General features: G+C 65.8%; 35 protein-coding genes and 1 other RNA gene. 18 read left to right on the forward strand and 18 right to left on the reverse strand.

Features of this window, described 5'->3' with window-relative positions:
- Window positions 1–13 precede the first annotated feature (13 nt).
- Entirely contained in the window at window positions 14–2,182 is a 2,169-nt protein-coding gene (locus ASE83_RS16290; protein WP_235513296.1) for a histidine kinase dimerization/phosphoacceptor domain -containing protein, read from the forward strand.
- Window positions 2,183–2,194: 12 nt separating this feature from the next.
- Here ASE83_RS16290 and ASE83_RS16295 read toward each other — a convergent pair whose 3' ends face one another.
- From ASE83_RS16295 to trmD, 3 genes are all read right to left on the reverse strand, one after another.
- Window positions 2,195–2,833, reverse strand: a complete 639-nt coding sequence (locus ASE83_RS16295; protein WP_055792777.1) for a lysophospholipid acyltransferase family protein — start codon at window positions 2,831–2,833, stop codon at window positions 2,195–2,197.
- A 138-nt stretch (window positions 2,834–2,971) separates the two neighbouring features.
- The gene (gene rplS / locus ASE83_RS16300) at window positions 2,972–3,361 is read right to left on the reverse strand and encodes a 50S ribosomal protein L19 (RefSeq protein ID WP_055792779.1); all 390 of its coding nucleotides are present in this window, start codon (window positions 3,359–3,361) and stop codon (window positions 2,972–2,974) included.
- The gene (trmD, locus tag ASE83_RS16305) at window positions 3,358–4,095 is read right to left on the reverse strand and encodes a tRNA (guanosine(37)-N1)-methyltransferase TrmD (RefSeq protein ID WP_055792782.1); all 738 of its coding nucleotides are present in this window, start codon (window positions 4,093–4,095) and stop codon (window positions 3,358–3,360) included. The genes rplS and trmD overlap by 4 nt, the downstream gene beginning before the upstream one ends.
- Window positions 4,096–4,158: 63 nt before the next feature.
- Here trmD and ASE83_RS16310 point away from each other — a divergent pair, with 63 nt between their 5' ends.
- From ASE83_RS16310 to ASE83_RS16320, 3 genes are read left to right on the forward strand one after another with little or no spacing between them, the layout of a single operon-like run.
- Window positions 4,159–5,091, forward strand: a complete 933-nt coding sequence (locus ASE83_RS16310) for an NAD(P)/FAD-dependent oxidoreductase (RefSeq protein ID WP_055792784.1) — start codon at window positions 4,159–4,161, stop codon at window positions 5,089–5,091.
- 42 nt (window positions 5,092–5,133) lie between these two features.
- Window positions 5,134–5,571 carry a hypothetical protein gene (locus ASE83_RS16315; protein WP_055792785.1) on the forward strand — a complete coding sequence of 146 codons (438 nt, stop codon included), beginning with the start codon at window positions 5,134–5,136 and terminating at the stop codon, window positions 5,569–5,571.
- 52 nt (window positions 5,572–5,623) lie between these two features.
- Complete coding sequence (locus ASE83_RS16320) at window positions 5,624–6,019, forward strand: BLUF domain-containing protein (RefSeq protein ID WP_055792786.1); 396 nt, start codon at window positions 5,624–5,626, stop codon at window positions 6,017–6,019.
- Window positions 6,020–6,021: 2 nt separating this feature from the next.
- Here the strand turns inward: ASE83_RS16320 and rimM are convergent, their stop codons facing one another.
- The 4 genes from rimM to ffh form a co-directional block, all read right to left on the reverse strand.
- Window positions 6,022–6,525 (reverse strand): ribosome maturation factor RimM, encoded by a 504-nt coding sequence (rimM, locus tag ASE83_RS16325; protein ID WP_055793046.1) that lies wholly within the window; start codon window positions 6,523–6,525, stop codon window positions 6,022–6,024.
- Entirely contained in the window at window positions 6,500–6,625 is a 126-nt protein-coding gene (locus ASE83_RS19050) for a hypothetical protein (protein ID WP_268794985.1), read from the reverse strand. The genes rimM and ASE83_RS19050 overlap by 26 nt, the downstream gene beginning before the upstream one ends.
- A gap of 90 nt (window positions 6,626–6,715) precedes the next feature.
- A complete protein-coding gene (gene rpsP, locus ASE83_RS16330) occupies window positions 6,716–7,099 on the reverse strand; it encodes a 30S ribosomal protein S16 (protein WP_055792789.1) in 384 nt (127 codons plus the stop codon).
- A 47-nt stretch (window positions 7,100–7,146) separates the two neighbouring features.
- Window positions 7,147–8,655: a signal recognition particle protein gene (gene ffh, locus ASE83_RS16335; protein WP_055792792.1), complete on the reverse strand. Its 1,509-nt coding sequence runs from the start codon at window positions 8,653–8,655 to the stop codon at window positions 7,147–7,149.
- Between the two features lie 275 nt (window positions 8,656–8,930).
- On the opposite strand from ffh, the gene ASE83_RS16340 reads away from it, so the two are divergent.
- Entirely contained in the window at window positions 8,931–10,535 is a 1,605-nt protein-coding gene (locus ASE83_RS16340; RefSeq protein ID WP_200921917.1) for a putative bifunctional diguanylate cyclase/phosphodiesterase, read from the forward strand.
- Here ASE83_RS16340 and ASE83_RS16345 read toward each other — a convergent pair.
- Window positions 10,510–11,088, reverse strand: coding sequence for a DUF924 family protein (locus ASE83_RS16345; RefSeq protein ID WP_055792797.1), 579 nt, complete (start codon window positions 11,086–11,088; stop codon window positions 10,510–10,512). The two genes, ASE83_RS16340 and ASE83_RS16345, sit on opposite strands and share 26 nt — an antisense overlap.
- Between ASE83_RS16345 and mtaB the strand changes: the two genes are divergently transcribed.
- Genes mtaB through ASE83_RS16360 form a run of 3 tightly spaced genes read left to right on the forward strand, consistent with a single transcriptional unit; the run spans window position 11,087 to window position 13,880 of the window.
- The gene (mtaB, locus tag ASE83_RS16350) at window positions 11,087–12,322 is read left to right on the forward strand and encodes a tRNA (N(6)-L-threonylcarbamoyladenosine(37)-C(2))-methylthiotransferase MtaB (protein WP_055792801.1); all 1,236 of its coding nucleotides are present in this window, start codon (window positions 11,087–11,089) and stop codon (window positions 12,320–12,322) included. The genes ASE83_RS16345 and mtaB overlap by 2 nt on opposite strands.
- The gene (gene ftsY / locus ASE83_RS16355; protein ID WP_055792804.1) at window positions 12,319–13,248 is read left to right on the forward strand and encodes a signal recognition particle-docking protein FtsY; all 930 of its coding nucleotides are present in this window, start codon (window positions 12,319–12,321) and stop codon (window positions 13,246–13,248) included. The genes mtaB and ftsY overlap by 4 nt, the downstream gene beginning before the upstream one ends.
- Complete coding sequence (locus ASE83_RS16360) at window positions 13,245–13,880, forward strand: septation protein A (RefSeq protein ID WP_055792807.1); 636 nt, start codon at window positions 13,245–13,247, stop codon at window positions 13,878–13,880. The genes ftsY and ASE83_RS16360 overlap by 4 nt, the downstream gene beginning before the upstream one ends.
- Before the next feature lie 223 nt (window positions 13,881–14,103).
- Here the strand turns inward: ASE83_RS16360 and ASE83_RS16365 are convergent, their stop codons facing one another.
- Window positions 14,104–14,715 (reverse strand): superoxide dismutase, encoded by a 612-nt coding sequence (locus tag ASE83_RS16365; RefSeq protein ID WP_055792811.1) that lies wholly within the window; start codon window positions 14,713–14,715, stop codon window positions 14,104–14,106.
- 116 nt (window positions 14,716–14,831) lie between these two features.
- The gene (gene pspF, locus ASE83_RS16370; protein ID WP_055792814.1) at window positions 14,832–15,857 is read right to left on the reverse strand and encodes a phage shock protein operon transcriptional activator; all 1,026 of its coding nucleotides are present in this window, start codon (window positions 15,855–15,857) and stop codon (window positions 14,832–14,834) included.
- Between the two features lie 170 nt (window positions 15,858–16,027).
- On the opposite strand from pspF, the gene ASE83_RS18665 reads away from it, so the two are divergent.
- From ASE83_RS18665 to ASE83_RS16415, 10 genes are all read left to right on the forward strand, one after another.
- Window positions 16,028–16,168: a hypothetical protein gene (locus tag ASE83_RS18665; RefSeq protein WP_156353262.1), complete on the forward strand. Its 141-nt coding sequence runs from the start codon at window positions 16,028–16,030 to the stop codon at window positions 16,166–16,168.
- 67 nt (window positions 16,169–16,235) lie between these two features.
- Window positions 16,236–16,904, forward strand: coding sequence for a phage shock protein PspA (gene pspA, locus ASE83_RS16375; protein ID WP_055792816.1), 669 nt, complete (start codon window positions 16,236–16,238; stop codon window positions 16,902–16,904).
- Window positions 16,905–16,908: 4 nt separating this feature from the next.
- Window positions 16,909–17,193, forward strand: a complete 285-nt coding sequence (gene pspB, locus ASE83_RS16380) for an envelope stress response membrane protein PspB (RefSeq protein ID WP_055792820.1) — start codon at window positions 16,909–16,911, stop codon at window positions 17,191–17,193.
- Window positions 17,193–17,573: an envelope stress response membrane protein PspC gene (gene pspC / locus ASE83_RS16385; RefSeq protein ID WP_055792823.1), complete on the forward strand. Its 381-nt coding sequence runs from the start codon at window positions 17,193–17,195 to the stop codon at window positions 17,571–17,573. Before pspB ends, pspC begins: the two co-directional genes overlap by 1 nt.
- A 37-nt stretch (window positions 17,574–17,610) precedes the next feature.
- Window positions 17,611–17,901, forward strand: a complete 291-nt coding sequence (locus ASE83_RS16390) for a hypothetical protein (RefSeq protein ID WP_055792827.1) — start codon at window positions 17,611–17,613, stop codon at window positions 17,899–17,901.
- Window positions 17,902–17,918: 17 nt separating this feature from the next.
- The gene (locus ASE83_RS16395; protein WP_055792830.1) at window positions 17,919–18,230 is read left to right on the forward strand and encodes a hypothetical protein; all 312 of its coding nucleotides are present in this window, start codon (window positions 17,919–17,921) and stop codon (window positions 18,228–18,230) included.
- Between the two features lie 11 nt (window positions 18,231–18,241).
- On the forward strand, window positions 18,242–18,505 hold the full coding sequence (locus ASE83_RS16400) for a hypothetical protein (protein WP_055792834.1): 264 nt from the start codon (window positions 18,242–18,244) through the stop codon (window positions 18,503–18,505).
- Between the two features lie 22 nt (window positions 18,506–18,527).
- Window positions 18,528–18,761, forward strand: a complete 234-nt coding sequence (locus ASE83_RS16405) for a hypothetical protein (RefSeq protein ID WP_055792839.1) — start codon at window positions 18,528–18,530, stop codon at window positions 18,759–18,761.
- 23 nt (window positions 18,762–18,784) lie between these two features.
- Window positions 18,785–19,204, forward strand: coding sequence for a SufE family protein (locus ASE83_RS16410; protein ID WP_055792842.1), 420 nt, complete (start codon window positions 18,785–18,787; stop codon window positions 19,202–19,204).
- A 142-nt stretch (window positions 19,205–19,346) separates the two neighbouring features.
- The gene (locus ASE83_RS16415; protein ID WP_055899700.1) at window positions 19,347–19,910 is read left to right on the forward strand and encodes a hypothetical protein; all 564 of its coding nucleotides are present in this window, start codon (window positions 19,347–19,349) and stop codon (window positions 19,908–19,910) included.
- A gap of 362 nt (window positions 19,911–20,272) precedes the next feature.
- Here ASE83_RS16415 and ASE83_RS16420 read toward each other — a convergent pair whose 3' ends face one another.
- The 8 genes from ASE83_RS16420 to ASE83_RS16450 form a co-directional block, all read right to left on the reverse strand.
- A complete protein-coding gene (locus tag ASE83_RS16420) occupies window positions 20,273–20,569 on the reverse strand; it encodes a (2Fe-2S) ferredoxin domain-containing protein (RefSeq protein WP_055792849.1) in 297 nt (98 codons plus the stop codon).
- Window positions 20,566–21,102, reverse strand: a complete 537-nt coding sequence (locus ASE83_RS16425) for a J domain-containing protein (protein ID WP_055792852.1) — start codon at window positions 21,100–21,102, stop codon at window positions 20,566–20,568. The genes ASE83_RS16420 and ASE83_RS16425 overlap by 4 nt, the downstream gene beginning before the upstream one ends.
- A gap of 51 nt (window positions 21,103–21,153) precedes the next feature.
- Window positions 21,154–21,553: RNase P RNA component class A (gene rnpB / locus ASE83_RS16730), an RNA gene on the reverse strand.
- A 33-nt stretch (window positions 21,554–21,586) separates the two neighbouring features.
- Complete coding sequence (locus ASE83_RS16430; protein ID WP_055792855.1) at window positions 21,587–22,276, reverse strand: N-acetylmuramoyl-L-alanine amidase; 690 nt, start codon at window positions 22,274–22,276, stop codon at window positions 21,587–21,589.
- Window positions 22,277–22,350: 74 nt separating this feature from the next.
- On the reverse strand, window positions 22,351–23,187 hold the full coding sequence (locus ASE83_RS16435) for a CheR family methyltransferase (RefSeq protein WP_235513297.1): 837 nt from the start codon (window positions 23,185–23,187) through the stop codon (window positions 22,351–22,353).
- Window positions 23,184–24,230 (reverse strand): chemotaxis protein CheB, encoded by a 1,047-nt coding sequence (locus ASE83_RS16440; protein WP_055792858.1) that lies wholly within the window; start codon window positions 24,228–24,230, stop codon window positions 23,184–23,186. Before ASE83_RS16440 ends, ASE83_RS16435 begins: the two co-directional genes overlap by 4 nt.
- A gap of 11 nt (window positions 24,231–24,241) precedes the next feature.
- A complete protein-coding gene (locus tag ASE83_RS16445; protein WP_055792861.1) occupies window positions 24,242–24,607 on the reverse strand; it encodes a response regulator in 366 nt (121 codons plus the stop codon).
- A gap of 64 nt (window positions 24,608–24,671) precedes the next feature.
- Window positions 24,672–25,112, reverse strand: coding sequence for a chemotaxis protein CheW (locus tag ASE83_RS16450; RefSeq protein WP_055792865.1), 441 nt, complete (start codon window positions 25,110–25,112; stop codon window positions 24,672–24,674).
- Between the last annotated feature and the right edge of the window lies 1 nt (window position 25,113).

Below are 25,113 nucleotides of genomic sequence, written 5' to 3' on the forward strand. Positions count from 1 at the left end.
GAAAGGGCTACGCGTGGCAACCAGTGCAAATGCCCAGGATGACGGATTGGCGACCTCGCTTTCCACCCTCGGGCATGATCTGACCGTCTGCGACCGCGAACCGATCCATATGCCGGGGGCGATTCAGCCGCACGGCATTTTGTTGATCGTCGATCCCGTCGACGGGGTCGTCGTCGGTGGAGCGGGCGATGTCACGGCGTTGCTAGGTGCACAGTGGCTGGGCGGACCCATTTCCGGCCTGATCGGTGATGCCGGGCTGGCAATACTGCGATCGACCGTCGCCGGCCCGGTCAACCTGGGAACCGTCACGACCGAGACGCTGTCCGCCGTGGCCAGTCGCGAAGGCCGCGTATGGCTGATCGAGCTGGAGCCGACCGCGCCGGGCGAGCCCGGGACCGACGACGCGCTGACGTGGATCGAACATGGCGGCGAGGAATTCTCAAGGGCCGTCGATCTCGACGACCTGACGGCCCGCGCCGCGACCATCTTCTCGCGTCTCACCGGATTTGACCGGGTGATGATTTATCGCTTTCTGGACGATGATTCCGGAAAGGTCGTGGCCGAACGCCATGCGCCGGACATCGACGGATTCCTGAACCACCATTTTCCGGCGTCCGACATCCCGCGCCAGGCGCGCGCGCTCTATGTCCGCAATCGGGTCCGGGTGATCCCCGATGCGGCCTATGTCCCGGCGCCGATCATCGGTATCGATCCGACACTGGTCGACATGGACCTGAGCAACATCGGCGTGCGGGCGGTGTCGCCGATCCATGTCCAGTATCTCAAGAACATGGGCGTCGCCGCATCGGCATCGGTTTCGATCGTCAAGGACGGCGTGCTGTGGGGGCTGGTCGCGTGCCATCACCGCAGCCCCCGCAACCTGTCCTACCTGCAACGCAAGACGTGCGAGCTGATCGCGGCGTCGTTCGCCCAGCAGGTCGGGGCAAAGGAAGAAGCCGCCGAATATCGCGAACGCCTGCGGCTGCGTACGGCCGAGGATGCGCTGGCCCAGCGGCTGGCGCAGGAATATGATCCTGAGCAAATGTCGGCGCTGATCGCCAGCGATCTGCAACGGCTGCTCCATGCCGATGGCTTCGTGTTGCAACGGGGGGCGATGCTGCATTCGAGCGGCCATGTGCCGCCGCCCGAAACCATCGCCGACATCCTGCAATGGATACGCACGCAGGGCAGTATCCTGCTCCACACCGCCTCGTTGGAACAAAGGCTGCCATCGGCACGGGCGTATCGCGATCTCGCCAGCGGGCTGCTTGCTATCACCCTGTCGGCGGACGAACCGGTGGTCCTGCTGTGGTTCCGTGCGGAAACGTTGCAGACGATCCAATGGGCCGGCAATCCGCACAAGGCCGTTGGCCAGGACCCGAACCAGCCGCTCACCCCCCGCGCGTCGTTCGCGGCATGGAGTGAGGAAATCCGTGGTCGCGCCCACCCGTGGAGCCCGGCGGAGATAGAGGCGGCGCATCGCCTGTCCCGCCTGCTGTTCGACGTGCGCCAGCGTCGCCGCATTCGCGAGTTGAACCGCGAACTGACCCGTGCGGTGACCGACAAGGATGCGCTGCTCGCCCAGCAGGAAACGCTTATCAAGGAAGTGAACCACCGGGTGCAGAACAGCCTGCAGTTGGTGGTCGCGTTCCTGGCGATGCAGGCCAATGCCGAAAACGACCCGACGCTGACCCGCCATCTGGGCGAGGCGCAGCGGCGGCTGTCGGCGGTCGCACTGGTCCATCGCCGGCTCTATTCGGAGGATACGGTAACCGTCATCGACCTCGGCCGCTATATCGAGGACCTGTTGTCCGAGATGCAGTCATCAATGGGCGCGGAATGGACCGGGCGGCTGACCATGGACCTTGCCCCCCTGCTCATCACCGCCGATGCAGCGGTGCAGATCGGGCTGGTGCTGGTCGAACTGGTCATCAACGCCCAGAAATATGCCTATGCCGGACAGCCCGGGCCGATCGCGATCACGTTGGAAAAGGTCCGCAACCGCTTCCGCCTGACCGTCGCCGACCGGGGACAGGGGCGCACCGGCACTCGCACCGGCTTCGGCACGCGGATGCTGGGCGCGATGATCAAGCGGCTCGACGGGACGATAGAGGAAAGCGACAACGCGCCGGGCCTGCGCTTTACCGTATCCGCACCGATCGCGACGCCTGACCAGGTGTAGAAGACCCGCCCTTCATTCGCTTCGATCGCCATGGATGGCTTCGCCGATCCTGTTGGAGAGCGTTTCCGTCACTTCGCGTAATTTGGCACCGTTGCGCTCCGGCGGCAGGATGTACGGCATCAGTTCCACGGTAACTGTTGGGCGATGCAGCAGATCGCGCAGCCGGAGCCGCGCTGGGCCGGCATAGTGAACGGGAAGTATCGGTTTGTTTGCAAGGGTCGCGATCGTCGCCGCACCGCGCTTCAGGCTGTCGAGTTGCAGGCTACGGGTGCCGCCCGGAAAAATCACCAGCAAGCCGCCGTTCGCCAATATTTCCAGCGGCAATTTGAGCGCACTAGGCCCCGGAGCACCGCGATCAACCGGAAATACGCCAGCGGACCGCAGGATCGATCCGAACACCGGGATGAACAGTTCGCGCTTGGCCATGAAGAACACCGGTCGTGGCCAAACCGCCAACCCGATCCATAGCGGGTCGAGCCAGCCGATGTGGTTCGCCACGATGACTCCGCCATCCGCCGGGACTTGCCCCGTTCCAACAACCTCCAGCCGGCCGAACAGCGACAACGTCAATCGTGCCGCGGTGGCGATGAAACGATAGGTGGTGTTGGCAGACCGCCGATCGGCTGGGTCGCGGAGCGGGATGCGTTCCACCAAAGTCCCTTTCAATGATCGCGAACGGCTTTGCACGATTAGCCGATACCGCATGGTATCCGGCAGGTGCGACAGAAAAAAGGGCGCGGCGACCACTGGTCACCGCGCCCCTTACTTCGCGCAAAAGCACGCAACCGATTACTCGGCGGCGGTTGCCTTTGCCGGACGCGGATCGCGACGCTCGGCGATACGCGCCGACTTGCCGGTGCGACCACGCAGATAATAGAGCTTCGCGCGACGCACGACACCGCGACGCACGACGTCGATCGAATCGATGTTTGGCGAATAGAGCGGGAACACGCGCTCGACGCCTTCACCGAAGCTCATCTTGCGGACGGTGAACGACGAACCCATGCCGGCGTTCGAGCGTGCGATGCACACGCCTTCGTAGTTCTGCACGCGGGTACGCTCGCCTTCGACGACCTTCACGCCGACCTTGAGGGTGTCACCAGCGCGAAATTCGGGGATCGACTTCGATTCGAGGAACTTGGCGATCTGTTCCGCTTCGAGCGTCTGGAGGAGGTTCATTTCTTCTGACCTTCGTCTTGCTTGTGCGCGCCAGAGGGCGAACGAACCCGAGCGTCGACATGACGCTCCCACAGGTCCGGCCGCCATAGCCGTGTATCGGATTCCGAACGTGCCTTGCGCCACGCCGCGATCCGCGCATGATCCCCCGATCGCAACACCTCGGGGATCACACGCCCTTCCCAATCATAGGGTCGGGTATATTGAGGATATTCGAGAAGGCCGCTTTCGAAGCTCTCCTCGATACCACTCGAAGCCGCGCCCATTACGCCGGGAAGCAACCGGACGCAAGCGTCGAGCAGCACCAGCGCCCCCATTTCTCCACCCGACAGCACGTAATCGCCGATCGCGACCGGTTCGATGTCGCGCGCTTCGAACAGGCGTTCGTCGAACCCTTCGAACCGGCCGCACAGGATGATCGCGCCGGGACCGTCGGCCAGTTCCCGCACCCGCGCCTGGGTCAGCGCTTTTCCGCGCGGGGTCATCGCCAGCACGGGGCGCCCGTCGGACACGCTATCCAGCGCCGAAGCCAACACATCCGCGCGCAGCACCATGCCCGCGCCGCCGCCCGCCGGCGTATCGTCGACCGAGCGATGCCGGTCGGTCGCGAAGTCGCGGATCTGCACCGCGTCCAACGACCAACGTTCCTCGCGCAGCGCCCGCCCGGCCAGCGAAACGCCGAGCGGCCCGGGAAACATTTCGGGGTAGAGGGTCAGGATGGTGGCGGCAAAGGTCATGGTCCCAGCCTCTGCCCGCTTGTTCGGGGGAACGAAAGCCCCCGCCCCTTCATTTGCGTGTCCATGCCCGCCCCCCTGCCCGAACCCACGGTCGACTGCGCCATCATCGGTGCGGGTCCGGCCGGGTTGACCGCCGCGATCTATCTCGCGCGCTTTCACCTGACGATCCGGCTGTTCGATTGCGGCTCGAGCCGGGCGGCGATGATCCCGCGCACGCACAACCATGCGGGCTTTCCCGGCGGCATCACCGGCTCCGAATTGCTGGCGCGGATGCATTGCCAAGCGCGCGACTATGGCGCCACCTGCGAAGCGGCGAAGGTAACCGCGATCGAACGTGTGGACGACGACTTCATCGTACGGACCGAGCGCAGTTCCTTGCGCGCCCGGACGGTGCTGCTGGCAACCGGCGTGGTCAATCGCCGTCCTGTCGGGCTGGACGAGAGGGTGCATGATGTGGCGCTCCAACGGGGCCTGCTGCGCTATTGCCCGATCTGCGACGGCTATGAGGTGACCGACCGGCGGGTGGGCGTCATCGGGACCGGCGACCACGGGATGCGCGAGGCGCTGTTCCTGCGCGGCTATACCCGCAACGTTACTTTGATCGCACCCGACACCGACCACGACCTCGACGAAGCCTGTCGCGCCGCGCTGGATGCCGGCGGCATTCGCCGGGTCGACGGCCCCTGCGGCGACTATCGGATCGACGGCGACCGCTTCGTCGTCCGCACCGCCGATGGCGAGCTGTCGTTCGACAGCGTCTATCCGGCACTCGGGTCCGAGATACGCTCCGAACTCGCCGTCGCCGCAGGTGCGCGTGCGAACCGGGACGGTTGCCTCGAAGTCGACGATCACCAGCGGACGTCGGTTCCCGGCCTGTTCGCGGCGGGCGATGTGGTGAAGGGGTTGGACCAGATCAGCCATGCCACGGGCGAGGCCGGCGTCGCGGCGACGACCATCCGCAACCTGCTGGCCGAGCGCCGCCCGATCCGCCGCTGACGCCTTGTCGCCGGCAATGGGGCGCGGTAGCCGTGGCGGGAGATGCCCAAACGCCTGCTCCTGATCGTGACACTGCTGCCCGCCCCACCGGCACAGGCGCAGTCTTTCGACCGCATCATCGCCGCCGCCGCCGAGCGGGAGGCGGCGCGCAACTGTTCTGCGACAAATGCCGGCGAGATTCTGGTTTGTGGTGATCGCGATCGTGGCGAGCGCTACCGCCTGCCGCTGCCGACGGTACGCGAGGTCGGCGAACAAGGCGCGGTTGCCGGTGAAGTGCCTGCGGCGTCGGTGCAGGACCCGTTCCTGTCGGGCTGCGGCATCTTTCGCGGACAACGCCGTTGTTCGAAACGCGAGGCCGAAGCCTATGGCTATGGCCGCGGCCGCGATCCGGTGACGCTGGTCGGCCGGCTCGTCACCACACTGGTCGATCCCGACGCAGAGATCGGTCCGCCGCCGACCGTACCGCCACGGGACCGTTGATCGTTACGCACCGGGCTTGATCGCGCGATGACGTGATCGTATCCAACAAACCGTGACCGAAACGACGTTCCGCCAGATTTTCTACACCAGCCGCAGCACACCCGGTGTCGATGTCGACCAGATCCTGCAACAATCCCGCCATAACAACGCGGTTGACGGCATCACCGGCCTGTTGTGGCATGATGGCGCCCATTTCCTGCAAGTGATCGAGGGACCGGAACTCAGCGTCGCGTCGACCTATGCGCGGATCATGGGCGATACCCGCCATACCGAACTGGCGATCCTGTCGGACCGCAGCGTACCGAAACGCGAATTCGGCTACTGGAGCATGGAGCGGGCCACCCGTTCGCTGACCGATGGCGACGCCGTACTGGCGCGGATCGAGCGGCGGCTGGCCGGCGCGCCCGAAGCCTTGCGGCAGGCATTCGCCGCTGCCGCGACCCGATAGGATCAGTCGACCGCGAACAGCGCGTCGACGACCAGCCGTTCGGCATTCCATTCGGGTACGGCATGGGGCTGCATCGGCACCATGAACCGCTTGCCGCCGGGGCGTTCGATCTCGATCACGTCGCCCGCGCCGAAATCGTCGATGGCGACGACCTGACCCAGTGTCTCTCCGGTGCTCGACAGTACGGGTAGGCCGAGCAGGTCGGCATGATAATATTCGCCGTCGCCCAGCGGCGGCAACTGGTCGCGACCGATCCATAATTCGGTCCCGCGCATCGCCTCCGCCTTGGTACGGTCGGCGATTTCGCGGAACCTGCCGATGACGCCGTTGGTGGCAGGACGCACCGACGTCAGGGTCAGCGCGCCGCCGTTCAGCGTCGAATAGGCCGACAGGTCATCGGTGAAGAGCTTCAGCCGCACCTCGCCGTGCAACCCGTGCGCACCGGCGATCGCCGCCAGCACGACCCGACTGCGATCGACGTCAGGCGTCGGGTGAGCCTTCGCCACCGGCGGGGGCGTCGTCGCTGCCTTCGGCGGGGTCTTCCGCCGATTGGCCGACATTGGTGGCGTCTTCGTCATGGCTGGGCCGTTCTTCGGGATCGATCATGCGTCATGCTCCTGGTCGGGACGACTCGGAACGCATGACGCCGATCAAAGGGTGCCAGCACGCCCAGGAAAGGCGCACCGGCACACCCCCTTATGCTTCGGCGGTTTCGGCCGGAGCGGCAGCGGCTTCTTCAGCGGCCTTCGCCTTTTCGGCGCGCTCTTCCGCACGCTCGACAGCCTTCTCGCCCGGCTTGCCCTTGGTCGGGTTGCTGCGAGCGGCGCGTTCCTTCACGCCGGCCTTGTCAAGGAAGCGGGCGACACGGTCGGTCGGCTGCGCGCCGACGCCCAGCCAGTGGGTCGCACGCTCGGCGTCGAGCACGACGCGCTTCTCGTCTTCCTTGCCCAGCAGCGGGTTATAGGTGCCGATCTTCTCGATGAAGCGGCCATCGCGCGGGCTGCGCGCGTCGGCGACGACGATGCGGTAATACGGACGCTTCTTCGAGCCACCACGCGACAGACGGATGCTGAGTGCCATTATTCTTCTTCCTTCGTTGGTCTGTGTAAGCCGGTTCCGACCGGCGGTTACTTCTTCTTGATGAGATTTTCGAAGCCGGGGGGCAGTTGCGGCATCCCGCCGCCCTTGCCACCCATGCCGCCGCCAAGGCCGGGCAAGCCGGGCATCTCGCCACCCGCCTTGCTCATCAGGTCGCCGAGGCCGGGACCGCCGAGCGCATTGCCCAAGCCGCCCATGCCTCCCTTGCCCAGCATCGCCATCATGCCCTTGATGCCGCCCATTTTCTTGAGCTTCTTCATTGCGGACTGCATTTCCTGGTGCATCTTCAACAGCTTGTTGATGTCCTGCACCGTCGTGCCCGATCCCTTGGCGATCCGGATCTTGCGCTTGGCATTGATGAGTTCGGGCTTGGCGCGTTCCTTCGCGGTCATCGACGTAATCATCGCGTCCATGCGCAGCAGGATCTTTTCATCGACCGCGCCCGACGCCATGGCGGCCTGCGCCTTCTTCATGCCGGGGATCATGCCGGCCAGCGCGCCCAGACCACCCATGCGGCGCATCTGTGCCAATTGCCCGCGCAGGTCGTTCATGTCGAACTGGCCCTTGGCCAACCGGCCGGCCATGCGCTCGGCATCTTCCGCCTCGATCGACTGCGCCGCCTTCTCGACCAGCGACACGACGTCGCCCATGCCGAGGATGCGGCCCGCGACCCGCTTCGGGTGGAATGGCTCGATCGCGTCCAGCTTTTCGCCAGTGCCCGCGAACTTGATCGGCTTGCCGGTGACCGCGCGCATCGATAGCGCGGCGCCACCGCGCGCATCGCCGTCCATGCGGGTCAGGATGACGCCGGTCAGCGGCACCTGTTCGGAGAAATTCTGCGCGACGTTGACCGCGTCCTGCCCGGTCAGCGAATCGACGACCAGCAGCGTCTCGTTCGGCTGCGCGATGTCCGAGACGGCCTTCATCTCGTCCATCAGCGCCTGATCGACGTGCAGACGACCGGCCGTGTCGAGCATGACGACATCGAAGCCCTGGAGCTTCGCCGCCTGCAACGCGCGCCGGGCGATGTCGACCGGCTGCTGCCCCTGCACGATCGGCAGGGTCGCGACCTCGACCTGGGTGCCCAGCACCGCCAGCTGTTCCTGCGCCGCCGGGCGATTGACGTCGAGCGACGCCATCATCACCTTCTTGCCTTCGCGCTTGCTCAGCAGCTTGGCAAGTTTGGCGGTGGTGGTCGTCTTGCCCGAACCCTGAAGCCCGACCAGCATGATGACGGCAGGCGGAGTAACGGAGACGTCCAGCTCGGCCGTGTCCGGGCCCAGCATGTCGACCAGCGCGTCATGGACGATCTTGACGACCTGCTGCCCCGGCGTAATCGAGCGCAGGACATTCTGACCGACGGCGGCCTCGGTCGCCTTGTCGACGAACGCGCGGGCGACGGGCAACGCGACGTCGGCTTCCAGCAACGCCACGCGGACCTCGCGCATCGCCGTCCGGACATCGGCCTCGGTCAGCGCGCCGCGACCGCGCAGACGATCGAACACCCCTCCCAGCCGGTCACTCAGACTTTCGAACACGCGCGCACTCCAGCTTCAGTTTCCCGCGATAAACGCTCAAGCAAAACACGCCGGCGGACGAAACCTCGTCGGCCGGCGTCGCCCTTGGGCGGCATTGCTGAACGATTCCCAACGGAAACGATGGTGCCCCCTAAACCATCGCGCATTTTCATGCAAGCCGCGACGACCCGAGCGCCGGAGGAGGCGGACCGAGCCGGCGCTTTAACATCTTCTACACCGATGCACGACGATAACCCATGCGCATGGAATGGGATCGGCAACGCGGAACGGAGGGTATGACCCCATCGGAGACGCGACAGCGGGGCAACCGCTGGACGCTGCTGATCTGCGTCGGCGCGATCCTGTTGTTTATCGGGCTCGGTATCGCCGTCATCTCGGGGGTGCTCGACCATCGCTATTTCGGTGGGGCACCGGTCGAACGCTCGCTGGTGTTCGCCCTACTCATCAACGCCGTCCTCGTCTATGTTGGCTGGCGGCGCCATCGTGCGGTCGAAATCGAGATGCACGGCCGATCGGCTGCGGAGGAACGCGCGCGGATGCTCGCCCTGCGCGATCCGTTGACCGGCTTCCTCAATCGCCGCGCGCTCAGCGAAGCGGGCGCCGCGCTGCTGGGCGCGGCTTCGCGCCGGGACCAGGCGGTCGCGCTGATGATCGTCGACCTCGATCATTTCAAGATGGTCAACGACATGCACGGCCACGATACCGGCGATGCGGTGCTGCGCGCCGTCGCGCAGGCTATCGCCGGCGTGATGCCGGCGGCGGCACTCACCGCGCGATTCGGCGGCGATGCCTTTGCCTGTGCGTTCGTGTTCGATGCGCGCGACCCGTCGACCGCCGACCATGTCGCCTCGCGAGTCATCGCCGCGCTGTCGCAACCGATCGAGATCGACGACCTGCGCATCCACCTGACCAGTTCGATCGGCGTCGCCCGATCGGATTTCGACGGCGCCGGCATCGATACCCTGCTGCGGTCGGCCGACATCGCGATGTACTGCGCCAAGAAATCGGGACGGGGCGGCATCACCTGGTTCAACCGGGCGATGGAACACGCGTTGATCGACCGCAACGACATCGAGAACGGGCTGCGCCTCGCGATCCCAGCCGGACAGATCGTCCCCTATTTCGAACCTCAGATCGACCTGACGACTGGTCGCCTGTGCGGGTTCGAGGTGCTGGCCCGCTGGATTCACCCGACGCAGGGCGTGATCCCCCCCGACCGGTTCATTCCGGTCGCCGAGGAATCGGGACTGATCGCCGAATTGTCGCTATCGATCATGCGACAGGCGTTCGCCGCCGCGCGGGATTGGGACCCTACGCTTTCGCTTTCGGTCAATATTTCTCCCACCCAGCTACGCGATGCGTGGCTGGCGCAGAAGATCATCAAGGCGACGGTCGAGGGCGGTTTCGCCCCCAACCGGCTGGAGATCGAGATCACCGAAAGTGCGCTGTTCGACAATCTGGCGCTGGCCCAGTCGATCGTCGGTTCGCTCAAGAATCAGGGCGTGCGCCTCGCGCTCGACGATTTCGGAACTGGCTATTCATCGCTCGCCCACCTGCGCGCGCTGCCGTTCGATCGGATCAAGATCGACAAGAGCTTCGTCCTGTCGCTGCTCGACAATGCCGATTCGGCGGCGATCGTGAACGCGATCATCGGGCTGGGCGCGAACCTGAACCTGCCGGTCACCGCCGAGGGGGTGGAGACCGACACGATCGCGGAGCGGCTCGCCGCGCTGGGCTGTGCCAAGGCGCAGGGCTGGAACTATGGCAAGCCGCTGTCGATCGCCGACACGCGCCGGATGCTCGCCGCGCGCGGGTTGCTGCATACCGGCACGACCGACCCCGACCTGTCCGACCTCACCATCCGGCGTCAGGTCGGCTGAGATACGCGGCTTCCGCCTCGGTCGATACCCGGCCGAGCGCCGCGTTGCGCGACGGATAGCGACCATAGCGCGCCAGTACGTCGGCGTGATCGCGCGCGAATTTCAGGTTGTTCGGGTTGCCGAGCGCTTCAAAGCAGTGGAGCGAGAAGCGCGACACGCCCAAATCCTCGCTATGCATCAGCGGCATGTACAGGAACGCCCGACGCTCCGTCGGCAAGGCGCGATCGTCGCCCCGCGCGATCCCGATCAGCGCAAGTTCCAGCGCGAGCGGATCGGCCGCGAACGCCGCCGTCTGCCCCCGGAACAGGTTGCGCGAAAACTGGTCGAGGACGATCACCGCCGCCAGCAGCGTATCGCGATCGTCCCGCCACTCCGCCGCTTCATTCGCCAGCAGCCGCCGTTGCAGCGCGCCGAACCGCTCGGCGATTTCGGCGTCCAGCGCGTCGTCCCTGGCGAAATGTCGCTCTGGTCCCACCTGTTCGAACCAGAAGTCGAGCACTTCGCGCGCCTGTCCGTGGACTTCCCCTGCCGCTGTCCCTAGATCGTCGCCCATGCCATCCTCCTGTGGTCCCGCCATCATAACGCTCGGCTGCCGGCTGAACATCGCGGAAAGCGATGCGATCCGCGGGATCGTCGGAGCGCGCGACGTGGTGGTGGTCAACAGTTGCGCCGTCACCAACGACGCGGTCGCCGCCACCCGCCGCGCTATCCGCCGCGCGCGGCGCGACCGCCCGGCCAGCGAACTGATCGTCACCGGCTGCGCGGCGCAGATCGATCCCGTCAGCTTTGCGGCGATGCCGGAAGTGACCCGCGTCATTGGCAATTCCGACAAGCTGAACCCCGCCGCATGGGGATCGAGCGAGCCGGTGATCGTCCGCGACATCGCCCGCGTGCTGGACACCGCACCCCAACTGGCGGGCGGGTTCGAAGGACAGACGCGCGCCTTTGTCGAGGTGCAGAATGGCTGCGACCATGGCTGTACCTTCTGCGCCATCCCCGCCGGGCGTGGTCCGTCGCGATCGGCGACGATCGATGGCATCGTCGCGCAGGTCGATGCGCTGGTCGCGGCGGGCCATGCGGAGGTGGTGCTGACCGGAGTCGACCTGTCGAGCTATGGCGACGACCTGCCGAACACGCCGAAGCTGGGCGATCTGGTCGCGGCGATCCTCGCGCGGACATCGCTCCGGCGGTTGCGACTATCTTCGCTCGATCCGGCAGCAATCGATCCCAAGCTGTTGGAACTGCTGACGAACGAACCGCGCGTCATGCCGCATGTCCATCTGTCGTTCCAGGCCGGAGACGACATGGTGCTGAAGCGGATGCGCCGCCGCCATAGCCGCGCCGACGCCGTCCGGCTGGTCGAACGACTGAAGGACGCCCGCCCGGAAATCGCGATCGGCGCCGACCTGATCGCCGGCTTCCCGACCGAGGATGATGCGATGGCGGCGAACACACTCGCGCTGATCGACGATTGCGTCATCGTTCACGCCCATGTCTTTCCCTACAGCCCCCGCGCCCGCACGCCGGCCGCGCGGATGCCGCAGGTGCCGCCGACGGTCGCCAAGGTACGCGCGCAGGCACTGCGCGATGCTGCAGCACGTCGACACCGCGCGTGGCTGTCCGACCAGATCGGCCAGGTCACCGACATTCTGGTCGAACGACCCGGCACGCGCGGGCACAGCCCCGGCTTCGCCGACGTCCGGCTCCCCCCCTGCCCGCCCGGTAGCATCGTCACCGCGCGGCTCACTCACATCGAAGGCGATCAGTTGATCGGCATGCCCCTATGAGCCTTTCGTGGCACGAACGCCTGCTCGGCGGCCTGAAAAAGACGTCCGACCGCCTGACCGGCAATCTGGTCGGCTTGTCCGCCGCGCGGCTGGACGAGGCGACGCTGGACGATATCGAGGAGGCGCTGATCGCCTCCGACCTCGGCCCGGCCACCGCCGCGCGGGTCCGCGCCCGACTGTCGGAAGGACAGTATGAGCGCAACATGGAGGAACTGGGCATCCGGCTGGTCGTCGCGGAGGAGATCGAAAAGGTATTGACCCCGGTCGCCAAGCCGCTGGAGATCGAGGCTTTTCCGCGTCCGCAGGTGATCCTGGTCATCGGCGTCAACGGGTCCGGCAAGACCACGACCATCGCCAAGCTCGCCAAGACGCTGGTCGAGCAGGATTATGGCGTGATGCTGGCGGCGGGCGATACCTTCCGCGCCGCCGCCATCGGGCAACTGCGCACCTGGGCCGAACGCATCGGCGTGCCGATCGTGAGCGGGGCCGAAGGTGGCGACGCGGCGGGCATCGTCTATGAGGCGGTCAAGCAGGCGACCGCCACCGGCATCGACGTGCTGATCGTTGACACCGCCGGGCGGCTCCAAAACAAGCGCGAGCTGATGGACGAACTGGCCAAGGTCCGCCGAGTGCTCGGCCGCCTCAACCCGGAAGCGCCGCATGACGTGGTGCTGGTGCTCGACGCGACCACGGGCCAGAACGCGCTCAACCAGATCGAGGTGTTCAAGGAAACGGCGGGTGTCACCGGGCTGGTGATGACCAAGCTGGACGGCACCGCGCGCGGCGGCGTGCTGGTCGCGGCGGCGGAGAAGTTCGGGCTGCCGATCCATGCCATCGGCGTCGGCGAAACCGCCGATGATCTGCGCGGGTTCGACGCGCACGAAGTATCCCGCATCATCGCGGGCGTGGAGCGCGTACGCAAATGACGACCGCAACCAAGCCGCCGGTATCGCCGCTGTTCCGCATGGCGCTGGATTACGGGCCATTGCTGGTATTCTTCGTCGCCAATCTGCTGGCGAGCAAGCTCGGCCTGCCCGACATGGTCGATTCGCTGGCGCAGGTCATCATCGCCAGCACCGCGTTCATGATCGCCAGCGTCGTGGCGATCATCGTGTCGAAGTGGAAGACCGGCCATATCTCGCCAATGCTGTGGCTGTCGGCGGGGCTGGTCGTCGTGTTCGGCGCACTGACGCTCTATTTCCGTGACGATACCTTCATCAAGATGAAGCCGACCATCGTCTATGCGATGTTCTCGGCGATCCTGACCTTCGGCCTCGCGACCGGACGCCCCCTGCTGCAACAGTTGCTGGAAACCGCCTATCCGGGGTTGAGCGCGACCGGGTGGCGCAAGCTGACGGTCAACTGGGCGATCTTCTTCGCGTTCATGGCGGTGCTGAACGAGGTCGTCTGGCGCCATTCGACCTGGGACTTCTGGGTCGGGTTCAAGCTGTGGGGGGCGGTGCCGCTGACGTTGATCTTCGCGGCGGCGAATATCCCGATGCTGCTGCGCCACGGGTTGCAAATGGAGAAGGATGCGCCGCTGCCGCCGGCGGATTGAGGGGCAGTCGAGACGCTCCTCTATCACCCCGTCATCCCGGCGCAGGCCGGGATCCATTGTGTCGGGTGGTAGCGGCTCTCGCGAACCGGCCCGTGTCTATGGATTCCGGCTTTCGCCGGAATGACGGGCGGGTGAGGTCTGCGCACGAAAAAAGGGGCCGCCCTTGCGGACAGCCCCCTCTCCCAACCCTCTCGCCTGCAGGGGAGAGGGCTAATGGCGCGATTTACTTCACCGCCGCATCGTAACGCTGGCCGACCTTGTCCCAGTCGACCACGTCCCACCACGCCTTCAGATAGGCGGGGCGCGCATTGCGATAGGTGATGTAATAGGCGTGCTCCCACACGTCGTTACACAGGATCGGCGTGCCCTTCACCGGGGCGACATCCATCAGCGGATTGTCCTGATTCGGCGTGGAGGTGATGGCGAGCTTGCCGTCCTGCCCGACGATCAGCCACGCCCAGCCCGACCCGAACTGGTTCGCGCCCGCCGTGTTGAACTTTTCCTTCAGCGCGTCGAGACCACCGAACTGGTCGTCGATAGCGTCCTTCAGTGCGCCCGACGGCTGCGTGCCCCCGCCCTTCATCGTTTCCCAGAAGAAGGTGTGGTTCCAATAGCCGCCGCCATTGTTGCGCAGCTTGGCCGGTGCGCCCGACATGCTGGCCAGCAGTTCCTCGATCGACTTGCCTTCGAGTGCGGCGTCTTCCGACACCGCTTCGTTCAGCTTGTCGGTATAGGCCTGATGATGCTTGTCATGGTGCAGCGTCATCGTTTCCTTGTCGATGGTCGGCTCCAGCGCGTCATAGGCATAGGGCAGCGGGGGAAGTTCGAAAGCCATGGGGGTTCCTCCTTGGGCGTTAAGCTCTGGTCGACCGAACGAAGCATGGGCCGATCGGCTCCGGTCGTTACGCTCGGGCAACATCTAAGACGCGGTGAATGGTGCGCAAGGGCGCTTCAGCCGCCCTGCCCCAATAATCCGTGGCGTTTCAGCGCGTGGCGCAACTGGTCGTAGGTCAGCCCCAGCGCGTCGGCGCAGGTCCGCTGGTTGTAGCGGGCCTCGGCCATGGCGCGGGTCAGCAATTGCCGTTCGAAGCGGTTCACCCGCGTCTTGAAATCGTCGCCGCTGTCGTCGGGCGCTGTCGGTTCGTGCGACTCGCCCGCCACCGGCGCGACAGCCATGGGCTGGACGGTGCTGGCAGTGCGCGGGCGGAACGGCGAGGCGAACGGGTCGACCTCGATCAGGTCGATCGGCCCGGACCGTTCCCAGCGATAGACGGAACGTTCGACCGCGTTGCGCAACTCGCGGACATTGCCCGGCCAGCGATGCTCCATCAACTGGTCGACCGCGTTCGGGCCGAACCCCGGCCATTCATCACGCCCGATCTCCGCTGCCATGCGCCGTCCGAAGAAGTCGGCCAGCACCATGATGTCGCCCGGCCGTGCGCGAAGCGGGGGCAGCGTCACCACCTCGAAGCTCAACCGGTCGAGCAGGTCGGCGCGGAACGTCCCGCGCTCGACCCGGTCGGGCAGGTGTTCGTTGGTCGCCGCGACGATGCGGACATCGACCCGGATCGGGCGTGACGATCCGATGCGCGTCACCTCACCATATTCGACCGCGCGCAGCAGCCGTTCCTGCGCGCCCATCGACAGTGTGCCGAGTTCGTCGAGGAACAGCGTGCCGCCATCGGCCTCCTCGAACCGCCCGACGCGCGCCTTGGTCGCGCCGGTGAAGGCGCCGGCTTCATGGCCGAACAGTTCCGCCTCGATCAGCGTCTCGGGCAGCGCGGCGCAGTTCATGACGACCAGCGGCTCTTCCCACCGGCCCGACAGGCGGTGGAGGCGCTCGGCGACCAGTTCCTTGCCCGTCCCCCGCTCGCCGATCACCAATACGGGACGGTCGAGCGCGGCGGCACGGCTGGCGCGCTCCAGGGCATCGAGAAACGGGCCGGACTGGCCGACGACCTGGGTTGCGCGTTCCATGGCCGATGTGTGGCGTATTTTCCCAAACATTCGCAAGCGCCAAATTGGCCCGTTCCGCCGATCCGCGAAAAGTGACGCGAAACCGTCATTTTTCGAATTGGCACGCCTCCTGCAATGTATTGTGCAAGCCCGACACAGGGCGCACGATACAGCTTCAGGGAGTTTTCCTCATGCGCAACCTTTCGAACCTCACTCTTACGCAATCGGTCGCCAGCATGGCCGCCGCGCTGCTGGTGAGCCTGTTCGTCCTTGGCGCGACGACCGCACCCGGTCCGTCCGCCGTCACCGTTGCTGCCGCGCATATCGCGTAAGGCAGCGGGCCGGGGTGGTTCCGCCCCGTTCCACCCCGGCCACCCGAGTATTTGTCAGGAGCAACCGATGGGCATTTTTTCCCGCACCCGTGACATCATCGCCGCCAACGTCACCGACCTGCTCGACAAGGCGGAAGACCCGGCGAAGATGATCCGCATGATTATCCTCGAAATGGAGGAAACGCTGGTCGAGGTCCGCGCGTCCGCCGCGCGCACCATCGCCGACCAGAAGGAAATGCGCCGCCACATCGGCAAGCTGGAAAAGCTGCAGGACAGCTGGACCGAAAAGGCCGAACTGGCGCTGAGCAAGGACCGCGAGGACTTGGCCAAGGCCGCACTGGTCGAACGGCAGAAGGCGGTCGACATGATCGAACAGCTGAACGCCGAGATCGTCGTGCTCGACGATGCGCTGCGCGCGTCGGAAGCCGACATCGCCAAGCTGCAGAACAAGCTGCGCGAGGCGCGGACCCGGCAGAACGCCATCCAGACCCGGATGGAAAGCGCCAACAACCGCACCAAGCTGCGCGAGATGTATGCAGGATCCAAGACCGCCGAGGCGTTCAGCCGCTTCGACGTGCTGGAACGCCGGGCCGACCTGGCCGAGGGTCGCGCCGAAGCGGCCGGCATGGGCCAGCAGGGCAAGAGCCTGGAGGACGAGATCGCGGAACTGCGGCAGTCCGACAAGATCGATGCCGAGCTGGCCGCGCTGAAGGCCCGCCTTAACCGGGAGGGCTGATCGCATGGGTGATTTCCTGACGGCGGCGGTCGCGATCAGCGTCCTCTTCATCGGTCTGCCGTGGCTGATCCTCCACTACATCACGAAGTGGAAACAGTCGCCGACGCTAACGAACGAGGACGAGCGACTGCTCGACGACATGCACGTCACCGCCCGCCGGCTCGAAGAGCGGCTCCAGACGATCGAGCGGATCATCGCCGCCGACAATCCGGACTTCCGCCCTTCGCAGCCGCGCCGGGAATTCCCGGAAAGCGATTTCCGCAACAACGACTACGCACGGAGGGACTGATGTCCGGCGCACGCACCAAATTCTATGTCGACAAGGCGAATGGCAAGATGTCGGGCGTGTGCGCCGGCATCGCCGACTATACCGGTGTCGAGGTCATGTGGATCCGCATCGGCACGGTATTGCTGACGCTGGCCGGTGGCTTTCCCTGGACGGTCATCGCCTATTTCATGATCGCCTGGATGGCGCAGAAGAAGCCGTATGGCCTCTACGAAAGCCGCGAGGACGAGAAATTCTGGCAGGGCGTGCGGTCGAACCCGACCCGCTCGGCATCGGAAATGCGCTCGACCTTCCGCGACATCGATCGTCGCCTCGCCGACATCGAAATGTACTATACCAGCCGCAACACCCGCCTGGCGGACGAGATCGACAGCCTGCGCTGATCCGGTCCCTGCCGGGGCGATGTGAGGGAGAGACACGATGAATTGGGGTGGACCGGGGTTCGTATTGGCCCTGATCGCGATGAGCATGATCGGATGGGTCGTCACGACCGCCATCCGCGCCAAGCACGGCTATCCTCTGGAAGGCGAATGGGGCGGCGAGGTGAAGCGGGACAACCCGGACGCGGCGCGGCAAGCGCGGCTGATGGCAGAGCAGAATGAACAGCTGACCGCCAAGGTGCTGCGCCTCGAAGAACGCATCGCCGTTCTCGAACGGATCGCCACCGATCCCGCAACCCGCACCGCCCGCGAAATCGACGCGCTGCGCTGAGCCCGAGGACGACCGACATGCTGACGAATCCCGATACCGCTCCCCTTCTCGTCGCCCTCGTCCTGATCGGCGTGGCGGCATGGGTCTTCACCACCTGGCTCCGGGTCAAGAACGGCTACCCGCTGCAGGGCGGCTGGGGACAGAGCGTCTATCCGCAACGCAACGACGAGACGGTTGAGCGGGTCAAGCTGCTCAGCCAGGAGAACGCCCAGCTCAAGGCCGAGCTGGGCTCGATCAAGGACCGACTGGCGAATGTAGAGCGCATCGTCACCGACGGCGCCCATTCACTGGATCGCGAGATCGAACAACTGCGCGGCCGCGCGAACTGAAAGGAACGACGATGAGCCCGCTCTGGATTCCCATTCTCGGCGTATCGATCCCGGTCATCGCGATCCTCGCCAACCACGTATTCAAGCCGTGGATGGCCCTGAAGGAACGCGAACTGGAAATCCGCGGCACCGAAACCGCCGAAAAGGCCGCGCAATATGCCGCGCAGACCGAACGGCTGGAACAGCGCGTCCGTGTCCTCGAACGCATCATCACCGACCGCGGCGTCGACCTCTCCGACGAGATCGAACGCCTGCGCGACAAACCCCTCAACTGACGCCAAGCGAAGGGATCGTCCGATGAACCTCACGCTTACTCTCGCCCTTGCCATCACCACGCTGGCCGCCGTCGCCATCGTGTCGGTCACCACGCTGGCCGGATGGCGCGGCTGGCTGTCGCTCCAGCAGCAGCGACTGGGCGATCATGCCATGGCCCCGCAGCCGACGCCCAACGCCGGCACCCGCATCGAGATCGCCGACCTGAAGGAACGCATCCGCAAGCTCGAGGCGATTGCCGCCGGGGTGGAACTGTAAGGCCAAATGCCTATAGCGGCGTCATGCAGAGCATCGACGACATCCGCGAAGAATATGACTTCCTCGACGGCGACGACCGTTACCGGCTCCTGATCGACCTCGGCCGCCAGTTGGAGCCGATGCCGGAACCCCTGAAGACCGATGCGACGCTGGTGCGCGGTTGTTCCGCATCGGTCTGGGTCTATCCCCAGCCGGGCGAGGACGGCACGCTCCACTTCCTCGCCGACAGCAACGCCGCGATCACCAAGGGGATCATCGCGCTGGTGCTGGCGACGGTGCAGGACCGGCCGGCCCAGGCGATCCTCGACACCGACATCGCGGCCACCCTCGCCCCGTTCGACCTGCGCAACCAGCTCAGTTCCAACCGGACGCAGGGCATTCCGAACATGATCGCCCTGATCCGGGAAACGGCGGCACGACTGGACGGCGCTTCCGCTGGCTAGTCGGACGGCGCAGCGTGGGTGTACCCGCTGGATGTTCTGAGCAGACGTTCGGTGGCCGTAGCCATGTCGGTCGGAAGGTCGCCCGTTTCGTATATTTTAACTCGTAATGGCGGAAACCGTTCTCACAATTCGATGACGGAGGGTGACGTTGCAGATAAATATCGGCTTGCTGAAACAGCAGCACATGACGATCCGCGCGACGACCGACGACCTGCTTGCGCTGACCGACCTGCAGTTCGATCAGGGGTTTCCTGGTGTCACGAATGCTCGCCTTAAACTGGCGAAGGTCATTGCGGACCATCTTGCAACCGAGACGGTCGAAATACACGAACCGTTACAGGCCCGCGGCAAGGCGGATGACATCCCGGCTTATGCCGAGATCGTTTCGCGCATACGGGAACTTCGCGTCATGTTTTCCTGTCATATCGCCAAATGGTCCCTCGCCGCGATCCGGAAGGACTGGGCAGGCTATGGCCGATCGCTGCGGGAAATTGCCGTCGAACTTGCCGACATTCTCGACCGGGAGGAGCGCGATCTCTTTCCGGTGGCGCAGACGATCCTGACGAAGGTCGAACCTGCGAGAAGGTCGAACACGCTGTTGTTCGACCCGTCCTTGCTGAGTCAGTCGTCATCCCGGCGAAGGCTGGTATCTGCCGTCGAACGATACAGCGAGAACCCCTGGAAACCGCAGCCTTCGCTGGGGTGACGTATTCGGGCAGGTGGGTTGACTCCAGCGCGTTAGGCAGGTCCCGCCGATCTACGCCTAGCGCCGATCCACATTCAGCTACTTACGGTGTCGTTCTCAACGACGCCTCCAGCCTCTCCGTCACCCCCGAACTTGTTCCGGGGTGACGAAGTAAGACTGTGAATGTCGATCCGGCCTATAGGGGTTTCGACCTAGGAGGATCACCGGGACGACGGTGATTTCGGTTAGGGGCCAGCCGCGAGGAGTGAGCGATGCTGAAGCATCGTGACCGACGAGCAACGCCGCCCCGGATCGAAATCACCCCGCTGCGAAGCAGGCGCGCGAAGGGCGATGACGGCGGTTCAACCTAGTCGGAAACTGCTCTAGTCCAGACCCAGCCGACCTGCCACCGCGTCCAGATCGTCACCCGGCCGCACCAGCAGCCAGTCGTTCGGGCGCGCGCCGTCGACCACCACCACCGCGCCCTTTGGACACACGTCGAGGCACTTCACCTCGACCACGCCAGCGCGCGACTTGGGACCGTTCTTCAGCTTCAGATGCTTGCGCAGCGCCTTGGCCAGCGGCTTGCCCGACGGGCCGAAGCCGCCGTCCAGCTTTTTCGAACATTTGGCGCAGACTAGAACCGCCTTGTCCCATCGCGAACGGACGCCGGTCCTCACGCGGGCTTCCAGCTCCGGCGCTCCTCAGCGACACGCAGCACGTCATAGGCGGCCTGGATCGCGTGGAATTTCTTCGCCGCCTCGGCATCGCCGGGGCGGACATCGGGATGAAAGACCTTGGCCAGCTTGCGCCACGCCAGCCGGATCGTGTCGAAATCGGCATCGGGATCGCATTCCAGCACGTCGAGCGCCCGCATCTCGTCGCGCGACCGCGTGCCGTCGCCCGATCCGGCCCAGGCGTTCGAGGCGGACGCGGCATAACCGTTGGCGGTGCGCCGCTCCTCGGCCTCGCGTGCCTTGGCTTCCTCTTCGTTCAGCCCCTCGAAGTAGTTCCAGCCCTTGTTATATTCGGCGGCGTGCGCTTCGCAGAAATACCAGCGGTCGGGGCTGTTGGGCGATTTGGGCGCGGGGCATTTGCCGGGTTCCGTGCAGCCGTGGCGATCGCACAGTTTCACCGTCTGTGCCTCGCGGCCCTCGCTATAGCCGCGCCAGCGGGGAAAGCCCCAGTCGTTCGATCGCGTGTGTCGTGCCATTGCTGTCGAGATAAACCGCCGGAGCCACCGCGCAACCCATTGTCGCGCGCGAATGTCAGAGGGTCTGTAAGCCGGGTTCTGTCCACCTGCAAAAGCAGGATAGGCGACCATTCCTCTTGGACGACGCTTGCGCGCCGTCTCCAGCAACCAACCCGGGCAGCGGGCCGGAACATGCCCCGGAACGCTTGCGCGCTCCATGCCGCCCCTATTCGGTCTTGCTCCCGGTGGGGTTTGCCATGCCGCTGCCGTTACCGGCCGCGCGGTGCGCTCTTACCGCACCCTTTCACCGTAACCCGGCCGAAGCCAAAGGCCGTCTGCTCTCTGTGGCACTGTCCCTGAACCCCCGGCCGAAACCGGAAGCCCGCCGGGCGTTACCCGGCACCGTCGTTTCCGTGGAGCCCGGACTTTCCTCGGCACGCATGACACGTGACGCGGCCGCCCGACCCTCTGACGCCCCAGCCCCTAGCGGAGGGAGCGCGCGGGTTCAATCGTCGCCTTGCGGCTTTGGCAGCAACAACGCGAGCAGCAGCATCCGGCATTCGCCGTCGATCACCCCGTCGACCATCTCCGGCCGAAACCGCCGCTGGAACGCGGTGGTGGCGGCGGTCGCGTCGGACACGTCGTAACCGAAGCGCTCCAGCGCCAGCAGGAACCCGCCATCGCTCCATTCCGGGTCCATCAGGTTGCGGGTCGGCCGGGGGAGCGCGAGGCGAAGACGCGACAGGCGGTTCCACGGAAACAACTCGCCCGGGTCCTGCTTGCGGATCGGCGCGATGTCCGAATGGCCGACGACATTGCCGCGCGTGATTTGATGCCGGCCCTTGATGGCATGGACCAGCGGGATCAGCGCGTCGATCTGCGCCTGGGGAAAGTCGCGATAGCCCCATTCATGGCCGGGATTGACCAGTTCGATGCCGATCGACGCGCTGTTAACGTCGGTGATCCCGCGCCAGTGCGATCGCCCGGCGTGCCATGCGCGCTTGTCCTCGGCGACCATGTGGTGGATCGTGCCGTCCTCATCGACCAGATAATGCGCCGACACCTGCGCCGCCGGATCGGTCAGCCGGGCGATCGCCGACGCGGCATCGGTCATGCCGGTATAGTGCAGGACGATCATCGTGATCGGCAGCGTGCGTTCGCCGAAGTTCGGCGACGGCGTATCGATCATGTCCATCACGGCCTCCCCCCTTGCGCGCGTCGTGCACCCGATTGCGGCGGGACGCGGGGAAAGGCAACCCTGGCCTGAAGTTAGTGCGCGGCCAGCCGGTACATACCACGATAGCGTTCGGAGGGGACCAGCGCCTCGGTATGGCCGATCACCGTCTCGCCCGCGCCCAGCACCAGCAGCCCCCCGGGCCGCAGCACGCCCGCGATCCGCTCCAGCACCATCCGCCGCGTGGCCGGCGCCAGATACATCAACACGTTGCGGCACAGCACGATGTCGAACTTGCCGGCCGGCAGCGGGTCGGACATCAGGTTCTGCTGGGCATAGAGCAAGCGGAACCGCAGTTCGCTCCGCGCCTCCCACATGTCGTCGCGCAGTTCGAACCAGCGCATCATCCGCCGGATCGACAGCCCGCGCTGGATTTCGAACTGGGTATAGCGCCCGGTCCGCGCGCGTTGCAGCGCCCGTGCCGAAATATCGGTTGCGCGCACTTCGGGCAGCGCCAACCCGCTCTGTTCCTGCGCTTCGGCGAACAGCATCGCCAGCGACAGCGGCTCCTGCCCGGTCGAACAGGCCGCCGACCAGATGCGCAGTCGGCGCGGTGCCGCTTCCGCCATGTCGACGGCGGCGGCCACCACCTGGTCCAGCACGGCCGCATCGCGAAAGAACGACGTTTCCTGGTTCAGCAAGGCATCGACCACCAGATCGGCCAGCCCCGCTTCGCAGCGGCCGCCCTCGGCGATACGGGCGACCAGTTCGTCCAGCGACGCCAGCCCCCGCTCGCGCAGCATCGGCTGCAAGGCGCTGTCGATCCGCCATGCGCGCCCTGCATCGAGCTGCTGCCCGGTCCGCTGTTCCAGCAGACTGACGATCTTGTGCGCCGCATGGCTCATCGGCGGTGCAACCTGCGGCATCGTCATGCGGAACGCTTTCTGCGGGCGATGAATGCGCCCAGCTGGTCGGGAGTACCTATGGTGGAGGCGAGGCCGCTTTCGGCGATGGCGCCGGGCATACCCCAGACGACGGAGCTGCCCTGGTCCTGCACCGCGACCACGCCGCCGGCGGCACGGATGCGCTCGGCACCGCGGCAACCGTCGCGGCCCATGCCCGACAGCACGACCGCCAGAGCGCGCGCACCGAAGACGTCCGCCACAGATTCGAGCATCGGATCGACGGAAGGCATACAGCCGCTGATCGACGGCGTCCGGTCCAGCCGGGTCGCGGCACCTTCGGTCGTCGACACGACGCGGATATGCGCGTCGCCCGGTGCCAGGATCATGCGACCGCGCTGGATGCGCAGGCTGTCACGCGCGACATCGACCGGGCGCCGTGCCAGCGCGGCCAGTTGCTGCGCGAAATAGCCGGTGAACGATCCCGGCAGATGCTGGGTAATCAGGATCGGCACGTCGAGATCGTCGGGCAGCGCGCGCAGCAGCGGTGCCATCGCATGGATACCCCCGGTCGAGGCGCCGATGGCAATCACGTCGAACGCATCGCCGCGTGCCGCAACTGCCACGGCGGAGCGGGACGTGGTCGCCATCACATCGGCGACCAACGCGGTCAGCCGGTCGGCAAAACCGCCGGCCAGGGGCGAGGATTCGGGCTTGGCGAGCGTCGCCGACGCGCCCAGCGACAGCGCGTGCAAGGCGGTCGGCGATCCGGCGGCGCAACTGCCCGACAGGATGATGACCCGCGCCTCCGGAGCGCTGGCGATCAGTGCGGGCAGGCCCGACAGCCCGTCGGTCCCCGGGAGGTTGATGTCGAGCAGGATCAGGTCGACCGATCGGTCGCCCAGCACGTCCAGCGCCTGCGCGATGTTGCCGACCGCCGCGACCACTTCATAGGTGGGGATGGCGTCGACGATCCGGGCGATGACGCAGCGGGTGACCGCCGAATCATCGACGATCAGGACGCGCAGCACGCCGGGTACGGACGCCGCCGGTCGGGGACAGGCCGCGGCCATGCCAGTCGTCGTTACGCGACGCCGACGATCTGGAGCTTGCTCTCCAGCGTCTCCCGATCGAACGGCTTCATCACATATTCGTCGGCCCCGGCCTCGATCGCGGCGCGGATATAGGCCATGCCGTTCTCGGTGGTGCAGAACACGACCTTGGGATGCATCCCGCCGTCGCTCTGGCGCAGCGCACGCAGGAAATCCATTCCGCTCATCACCGGCATGTTCCAGTCGAGCAGGATGACGTCGGGCTGCTGTTCGGCGCAACGGTCCAGCGCCTCACGCCCGTCCCCGGCCTCGCGGACCTCGAACTGCAGCGTTTCCAGGATGTGTCGGGCGACCTTGCGGATCACCTTCGAATCATCGACGACCAGGCAATTCTTCATGACGACATCCTATTGTATACTTTGGCCAACCTAGCGACAGATCGTAAGCAGGCCGTTAAAGCGGTCAGGCAGCGGCACGCTCGTTTCCCGCCGCGCGCGCGACGACGGCGGTGAGGTTGAGCACGAGAACCGCACGGCCGTCATGGTCGATCATGCCGCCCACGACCGCCGCCCATGCCCCGCCGGGCATCAACCCCGACGACAGCGGGCGCACCTCGCAGCGATAGGCGTCGTCGAGCATGTCGACCAACAGCGCGTAATGATGGCCGTCGACCTGCGTCACCACCGCCCGGCGGGGGGACGACGATTCGTTCGCCGGATCGATCGCAAGCGCGGTATCGATCACCGTGACCACCCGGCTGCGCAGCGCGGCCAGGCCGCGCACCGCACGCGACGTGCGCGGCACCGGCGATACCGCCGCGATGTCCACGACCGATTCGACGCGGTCCGACAGGATCGCCACGTCCTGTCCGGCCACCCGCGCAAGGAGGAACAGCTCCGTCATT

Source organism: Sphingomonas sp. Leaf32, assembly GCF_001421765.1.
Taxonomy (GTDB): domain Bacteria; phylum Pseudomonadota; class Alphaproteobacteria; order Sphingomonadales; family Sphingomonadaceae; genus Sphingomonas.